Genomic DNA, 5,914 nt, shown 5'->3' with positions numbered 1-5,914 from the left:
GGGCATTGTGCACAATGCCCGTGCCGCAGGTCACAGCGCTCCCGAGAGGCGAGACAGTGGCCCATCGGCCGAGCGCGACCGATAAACTGTTGAAGGTCGACCGGGCGCAGCCCCGCGTCGACTGCAAATGATCAGCCAGCAGCCGCTGCAACCACAGGGAGCGTTGTGTCCCGTCGCCTGTTCACCTCGGAGTCCGTGACCGAGGGTCACCCCGACAAGATCGCTGACCAGATCAGCGACACCATTCTCGACGCGCTTCTGCGCGAGGACCCGTCCTCCCGGGTCGCCGTGGAGACGCTCATCACCACCGGCCTGGTGCACGTGGCCGGCGAGGTGACCACCAAGGCGTACGCGGACATCGCGACCCTGGTCCGCGGAAAGATCCTGGAGATCGGCTACGACTCCTCGGCCAAGGGCTTCGACGGCGCCTCCTGCGGCGTCTCCGTCTCCATCGGCGCCCAGTCCCCGGACATCGCGCAGGGCGTCGACACGGCGTACGAGTCCCGTGTCGAGGGTGATGAGGACGAGCTGGACAAGCAGGGCGCGGGCGACCAGGGCCTGATGTTCGGCTACGCGTCCGACGAGACGCCGACCCTGATGCCGCTGCCGATCTTCCTGGCGCACCGCCTGTCGAAGCGGCTGTCGGACGTCCGCAAGAACGGCACCATCCCCTACCTGCGCCCCGACGGCAAGACGCAGGTCACCATCGAGTACGACGGCGACAAGGCCGTCCGCCTCGACACCGTCGTCGTCTCCTCGCAGCACGCCTCCGACATCGATCTCGAGTCGCTGCTGGCCCCCGACATCCGCGAGTTCGTCGTGGAGCCGGAGCTGAAGGCGCTGCTGGAGGACGGCATCAAGCTGGACACCGAGAACTACCGCCTGCTGGTGAACCCGACGGGCCGGTTCGAGATCGGTGGCCCGATGGGTGACGCGGGTCTGACCGGCCGCAAGATCATCATCGACACCTATGGCGGCATGGCCCGCCACGGTGGCGGCGCCTTCTCCGGCAAGGACCCGTCCAAGGTGGACCGTTCGGCCGCGTACGCGATGCGCTGGGTCGCCAAGAACGTCGTGGCCGCGGGCCTGGCCTCGCGCTGCGAGGTGCAGGTGGCGTACGCGATCGGCAAGGCCGAGCCGGTGGGTCTGTTCGTGGAGACCTTCGGCACGCACAAGGTCGACACCGACCGGATCGAGAAGGCCATCGACGAGGTCTTCGACCTGCGTCCGGCCGCGATCATCCGCGACCTCGACCTGCTCCGCCCGATCTACGCCCAGACCGCGGCGTACGGTCACTTCGGCCGCGAGCTCCCCGACTTCACCTGGGAGCGCACCGACCGTGCCGAGGCCCTGCGCAAGGCCGCGGGAGCCTGATCCCACACGGCGCGCCGAGGCCCGGCTTCCCTTCGGGGAGCCGGGCCTCGGCGTTCTCACGGGCCTCGTCGCTCTTCCGGGCCTCGTTGTCCTTCCTGGGCGGGGATCAGTCCGCGAGCCCCAGCCGGATCCGGCGCCCCGCGCGGTCGACCTCCAGGACCCTGACCCGCAGCTCCTGCCCCACCCCGGCGCTCCGCCCGCCCAGCTCGTCGGAGTCCACCAGCCCCTCCACGAACTCGTTCACCCGCACGAAGACCCCGAAGGGGATGACCTTGGTCACCGGCCCGGCCAGGACGTCCCCGGCAACCACGGTCAACGCGTCCCAGGGATCGTCCTGAAGTGCCTTGAGGGACAGCGCGACCTGGCCCCGGCGGGTGTCCGAGCCAAGCACCTCGACGCGGATCCGCTGCCCCGGCACCACCACCTCCGCCGGATCCTCGAACCGGGACCACGACAGCTCCGGGACATTGATGAACCCGGTCCCCGCGTAGACCGGATGCCCGGGCTCACCGTCGATCCGCACGAAGACCCCGAAGCGGTGCACGGAGGACACCGTCCCCGCGACGACGTCCCCGCGCCCGAGCCCCCGAAGGAAGCCGTACAACGCCTCGTCCTCGCACGCCCGCGCGGACAGCAGCGTCCGGCCGTCGTACCCGCCGCGCATCGTCACCTCCGCGCGGATCCGCTGCCCCACCGTGAGCACGTCCGACGGATCCTGGACGTCGCGCCAGGTCAGTTCGTGCCGAGGGACACGGCCGGAGGGGAGTCCCGGCGCGTCGCCGTCCAGCAGCACCAGCACATCGCCCCCGTCGAAACCGGCGACGGCGCCGGTCACCAACTCCCCGGGGGCGACGAGGCGTTCTCTCAGACATTCCAGCGGGTCAGATGTCGGTCCGGTCATGGTCGGTTCGGTCATGGGGGCGAGCGTAGGCAGGGCCCCGGGCACGCCGGTAGCGAATTGACCGGTGGGTGTCCTACGGCGCGGCCGCGACCGGGACGATCTCGGGCGGGCGCCGGCGCCCCGGGCCGTTGTCAGTGGGATTTGGTAAGAATGCAAGCGTGAGTAGCGAGAACGGGGGGCCCCGGACGGACGGGGAAGGCGGGGCCGAAGGGGCCCCGCCGGAGCAGCTTGCGCTCATCCGGGAGAGCGTGCGCAAGGCCAGGACGCCCCGGGCCAAACCGCGGACCTGGCGGGGCGCCGCGCTCGCGGAGCGGCTGCCGGTCGCCCGCGTGCTGGTCGACAAGGGCGTACTCCACCTCGACCGCTACTTCGACTACGCGGTCCCCGCCGAACTGGACGAAGCGGCACAGCCCGGCGTACGGGTCCGCGTGCGCTTCGGCGCCGGACGGCACCGGGTGCGCGAGGGCCGCCGCGAGGGCGGCGGCCTCATCGACGGCTTCCTCATCGAACGGCGGGCCGAGTCCGACTACTCCGGCCCCCTCGCCGCACTCGCCCAGGTCGTGTCCCCCGAGCCCGTGCTCGGCGAAGAACTGCTCGGCCTCGCCCGCGCCGTCGCCGACCGGTACGCGGGCAGCCTCGCCGACGTCCTCCAACTCGCCGTACCGCCCCGCAGCGCCCGCGCCGAACAGCGGACCTCGCCCGCACCCCTGCCACCCCCCGAGGCGCCCGACCCCGGCTCCTGGACGCGCTACGAACAGGGCGACGCCTTCCTGCGGACACTGGCCGACGGCGGCGCCCCCCGGGCCGTGTGGCACGCCCTGCCGGGACCGCGCTGGAGCGAGGAACTGGCCCGCGCCGTCGCCGCCACCCTCGCCTCGGGACGCGGCGCGCTCGTCGTCGTACCCGACGGACGGGCCGCCGCCCGCGTCGACGCCGCCCTGACCACCCTGCTCGGCAAGGGCCACCACGCCCTGCTCACCGCCGACGCCGGACCCGAGAAGCGGTACGCGCAGTGGCTCGCGGTACGACGCGGATCCGTGCGCGCGGTCGTCGGAACCCGGGCCGCCATGTTCGCGCCCGTACGAAACCTCGGACTCGTCGCGATCTGGGACGACGGCGACGACAGCCACAGCGAGCCGCACGCCCCCCAGCCGCACGCCCGCGACGTCCTGCTGCTGCGCGCCACCCTCGACAAGTGCGCCTTCCTGCTCGGCGGCTTCTCCTGCACCGTGGAGGCGGCCCAACTGGTCGAGACCGGCTGGGCGCGCCCCCTGATCGCCGGACGGGAACAGATACGGCGGTCCGCGCCCCTCGTCCGCACCGTCGGGGACCAGGACCTCGCCCGCGACGAGGCCGCCCGCGCCGCCCGGCTGCCCACCCTCGCCTGGCAGACGGCCCGTGAGGGGCTGCGGCACGGGCCGGTGCTGGTCCAGGTGCCGCGCCGTGGATACGCCCCGCGCATGGCCTGCGACCGGTGCCGGGCACCCGCCCGCTGCGTGCACTGCTCCGGGCCGCTCCAGGGCCAGGACGCGGGCGTGCTGCGCTGCGGCTGGTGCGGGCGCGCCGAGGGCAACTGGCACTGCCCCGAGTGCGGCGGCTTCCGGCTGCGCGCCCAGGTGGTGGGCGCCCGGCGCACCGCCGAGGAACTGGGCCGCGCCTTCCCCGCCGTACCGGTGCGCACCTCGGGGCGCGAACACGTCCTGGACACCGTGCCCTCCGCGCCCGCGCTGGTGGTGAGCACCCCGGGCGCCGAACCGGTCGCCGAGGGCGGCTACGCGGCGGCGCTGCTGCTCGACGGCTGGGCCATGCTCGTACGACCCGATCTGCGGGCCGGTGAGGACGCGCTGCGCCGGTGGATCGCGGCGGCGGCGCTGGTCCGGCCGCAGGGCGAGGGCGGCACCGTGGTCGTGGTGGCCGAGCCGACCCTGCGGCCCGTGCAGGCGCTGGTGCGCTGGGACCCCGTGGGGCATGCCCTGCGGGAGCTGTCCGAGCGGGCCGAGCTGGGCTTTCCGCCGGTGTCCCGGATGGCGGCCGTATCGGGGACTCCGGAGGCCCTCGCCGAGTTCCTGGCCGCGGTCCAACTGCCGTCGGACGCGGAGGTGCTGGGACCGGTGCCGGTGCCGCCTGCCCCGCCGGCCGGACCGCGCAGACCCGGGGCGGCGCCGCCCGGCGAGCACTGGGAGCGGGCTCTCGTACGGGTCCCTCCGGGCAGCGGCTCGGCACTGGCCTCCGCCCTGAAGACCGCTCAGGCCGCGCGGATGGCGCGGGGGAGCGGGGAGGCGGCGCGGGTGCGGGTGCGGATCGATCCGCCGGACATCGGATGACGGCGGGGAGCACGGGCAGCGCCGGACGATGAGCGGGTCCGGCCCCTCCCGGAAGGTTCCCCGAGGTTCCCGGGAGGGCGGGGCCGGCAGCTGTCGCGCGGGGGGCCGGTCAGCCGTTGCGCGGGCCCGGGAAGGCCGTCGGGCGGGCGTCCTCCCGGAAGGTGGGGCTGCCCGAGGTCGGCTGGGTGGGCATGGAGCGGGCGGCGGGGACCGTCGGCACCGGCATCGTGGGCAGGCCGGCGTTCACATTGAGCGTGCGGGTGCCGGACGGCTCCGGGGTCCGCTCGGCCTCGGCGGCCGCCTGGGTCGCGGCGCGGCGGGCGCCGTAACGGCGGTGCACCGCCTGCTTGGTGACCCCGAGCGCCGAACCCACCGCGTCCCAGGAGAAGCCGAGCGAGCGGTCGAAGTCCACGGCGGCCGTGACCAGGGTCTCGACACTGTCGCGGAGTTCCTGGGCGAGGCGGACCGTCGGGGCGGGGGCGCGTCCGTAGACGACGAAGCCCGTGGACGGGCCGGTGCGGCGCGGACGGTAGACGTTGCCCAACTGGGCGGTGAGCGTGCGCAGTGCGTCCACCTGCCGGCGGACCCGCTCGATGTCCCGCACCAACAAGTGCAGGCTGGCCCGCGCCTGGGCGTCGTGGGTTGCATGGTCGGCCATGAACAAGCCTCTCGAACCGGCGTTGAAAGGAAACGGGCGGCCGAAGCAGCCCTATGTGGTCAACTCTTTCTTGACCAACGCGTATGCGCTCCGCTGGTCACGGGGTGGGGGCGTGCGGAAATACGCGTACGCCGTCAGTCCGCCCGTGCGCCGCCCGTTTCCAGTTGACGCGCGCGCCGGGCGAGTTGATCGGCGCCGTGCTCCGCGCGGTGCCGGTTCCCCGGCGGTCATAGACTGGTGCGCTGCCCGTCCGATCCCCGCCCGAGAGGCCCGATCCCGCCCATGAAGCTCGTCTTCGCCGGTACCCCCGAGGTCGCCGTTCCCGCCCTGGACGCCCTGCTCGCCTCCGGGCGGCACGAGGTGGCCGCCGTCGTCACCCGGCCCGACGCCCCCGCGGGCCGGGGCCGCAGGCTGGTCGCGTCGCCCGTGGCCGAGCGGGCGGAGGAGGCCGGCATCGAGGTGCTCAAGCCGGCCAAGCCGCGGGACCCCGAGTTCCTGGCGCGGCTCACCGAGATCGCCCCGGACTGCTGCCCGGTCGTCGCCTACGGCGCGCTGCTGCCCCGCGTCGCCCTCGACATCCCGGCCCACGGCTGGGTCAACCTGCACTTCTCGCTGCTGCCCGCCTGGCGCGGCGCGGCGCCCGTGCAGCACGCGCTG

The 5,914-nt window shown here is 73.9% G+C and carries 5 protein-coding genes; 3 read left to right on the top strand and 2 right to left on the bottom strand.

The annotated features are described in order from the left end of the window. Positions 1-165 precede the first annotated feature (165 nt). Positions 166-1,374 (top strand): methionine adenosyltransferase, encoded by a 1,209-nt coding sequence (gene metK / locus CCN72_RS33395; protein ID WP_086812004.1) that lies wholly within the window; start codon positions 166-168, stop codon positions 1,372-1,374. Between the two features lie 106 nt (positions 1,375-1,480). On the opposite strand, the gene CCN72_RS33390 is transcribed toward metK, so the two are convergent. Continuing rightward, entirely contained in the window at positions 1,481-2,290 is an 810-nt protein-coding gene (locus CCN72_RS33390) for a S1 RNA-binding domain-containing protein (protein ID WP_086812002.1), read from the bottom strand. Positions 2,291-2,433: 143 nt separating this feature from the next. On the opposite strand from CCN72_RS33390, the gene CCN72_RS33385 reads away from it, so the two are divergent. Further along, entirely contained in the window at positions 2,434-4,599 is a 2,166-nt protein-coding gene (locus CCN72_RS33385) for a primosomal protein N' (protein WP_086812000.1), read from the top strand. Between the two features lie 109 nt (positions 4,600-4,708). Here the strand turns inward: CCN72_RS33385 and CCN72_RS33380 are convergent, their stop codons facing one another. Then, positions 4,709-5,257, bottom strand: coding sequence for a hypothetical protein (locus tag CCN72_RS33380; protein WP_085562564.1), 549 nt, complete (start codon positions 5,255-5,257; stop codon positions 4,709-4,711). A gap of 282 nt (positions 5,258-5,539) precedes the next feature. Here CCN72_RS33380 and CCN72_RS33375 point away from each other — a divergent pair. Further along, a partial coding sequence (locus CCN72_RS33375; RefSeq protein WP_279630306.1) for a methionyl-tRNA formyltransferase occupies positions 5,540-5,914 on the top strand: 375 nt, incomplete at its 3' end.

The organism is Streptomyces murinus, assembly GCF_002154555.1.
GTDB lineage: Bacteria > Actinomycetota > Actinomycetes > Streptomycetales > Streptomycetaceae > Streptomyces > Streptomyces murinus.
Note: the sequence above shows the minus strand (reverse complement) of the source record. Positions and strands in the feature narration are given on the sequence as shown.

Bases quoted from the DNA above. Each gene is read 5' to 3' on its own strand.
- CCN72_RS33380 (WP_085562564.1), bottom strand. From the start codon at position 5,257: ATGGCCGACCATGCAACCCACGACGCCCAGGCGCGGGCCAGCCTGCAC.
- CCN72_RS33390 (WP_086812002.1), bottom strand. From the start codon at position 2,290: ATGACCGAACCGACCATGACCGGACCGACATCTGACCCGCTGGAATGT.